Genomic DNA, 1523 nt, shown 5'->3' on the forward strand with positions numbered 1-1523 from the left:
GTGTCAGGCGACGCATCTGCTGGATGTTCAACCGCCTTCGCGAGCAGGCTCGCTCCCACAGGGTTGCGGGTGTGGTAGAAGGCAAATTGCTGTTGCGCTGTTGGTATGACAACAGTTCAGGCTGAATCTGAATCCTTCTCCCCAGCAAATCCAGGCGCCTTCTCCCCGGCATGGACCGTGCAATCCCATGTGGCATCCACTGTCCAATCCAGGAGCCGCCCCATGACCGACCACCCAATCATCAACCCGCTGTCCGTCGGCACTGACTATGAGTCATTGGCCGCCAGGTTCCGGCCGATTTTCCAGCGTATTGCCGAGGGCGCCGTCGACCGTGAACAGTCGCGCACACTGCCCTATGAACCGATCCGCTGGCTCAAGGAAGCCGGATTCGGCGCCGTGCGGGTACCGCGTGAATATGGCGGTGGCGGCGCTTCGCTGCCGCAGTTGTTTGAACTGTTGATCGAACTGGCCGAGGCCGACTCGAACATTCCACAGGCACTGCGCGGCCACTTTGCCTTTGCCGAGGATCGCCTCAACGCCCCGTCCGGGCCGGTGCGGGATCTGTGGTTCAAACGCTTTGTCGCCGGTGACATCGTCGGTTGCGCCTGGACCGAAATCGGCAACGTGGCCATCGGTGACGTCGCCACTCAAGTCTCACCCGACGGCGATCGGTGGCGGCTCAACGGCGAGAAGTTCTACAGCACCGGCAGCCTGTTTTCCGACTGGATCGATGTCTATGCCCAGCGCAGCGACACCGGTGGGGACGTGATTGCCGCGGTCCGCACGCGCCAGCCCGGCATCGTGCAGAGCGATGACTGGGACGGCTTCGGCCAGCGCACCACCGGCAGCGGCACGTCGCGGTTTGTCGATGCCGAAGTGGAAGCCGAAAATGTCATCGACTTTGCCACCCGCTTCAAATACCAGACCGCGTTCTATCAGTTGGTCTTGCTGGCGACCCTGGCGGGCATCGGCCGTGCGGCGTTGCGAGATGTTGCCCGGCACGTGCGTGAGCGCCAACGCATCTACAGCCATGGCAATGCCCGACGCGTCAGCGAAGACGCGCAAATCCAGCAAGTGGTCGGGGAAATTGCCGCATCGGTGTATGCCGCCGAGGCCGTTGCCTTGAGGGCTGCACACCCGGCGCAGCAAGCGTATCTGGCGCGCTTTTCGGGCGATGAGGCGCTGGAGCGTGCGGCCAATGTGGCGGCGGAAATCGAATCGGCGAAGGCACAGGTGGTGGTCACCGAGCTGATCCAGCGCGCCACCACCCAGTTGTTCAACGCGCTCGGGGCATCGGACATACGCCAGGGCAAGGCGCTCGACCGGCATTGGCGCAATGCGCGAACCGTGTCGTCGCACAATCCGGTGATCTACAAGGCGCGGATTGTCGGGGATTGGGAGATCAGCGGGACCGAGCCGCCGTTTGTGTGGCAGATCGGCAATGGGCCACAGGCCAAGTGATGTAGCGTCTGGAAGTCAGTCTTCGCGAGCAGGCTCGCTCCCACAAGGGGAACGCATTTCAA

1 protein-coding gene is annotated in these 1523 nt (G+C 62.8%); it reads left to right on the top strand.

The window, feature by feature from the left end; all coding sequences use genetic code 11:
- Positions 1-222: 222 nt before the first annotated feature.
- A complete protein-coding gene (locus tag ACW9HW_RS30015; RefSeq protein WP_457402953.1) occupies positions 223-1461 on the top strand; it encodes an acyl-CoA dehydrogenase family protein in 1239 nt (412 codons plus the stop codon).
- Positions 1462-1523: the final 62 nt, after the last annotated feature.

This window comes from Pseudomonas sp. SDO5532_S415, from assembly GCF_054071155.1.

What these genes read in the sequence shown, in the direction of transcription:
- ACW9HW_RS30015 (WP_457402953.1), top strand. Translation starts at nt 223, where the DNA reads ATGACCGACCACCCAATCATCAACCCGCTGTCCGTCGGCACTGACTAT.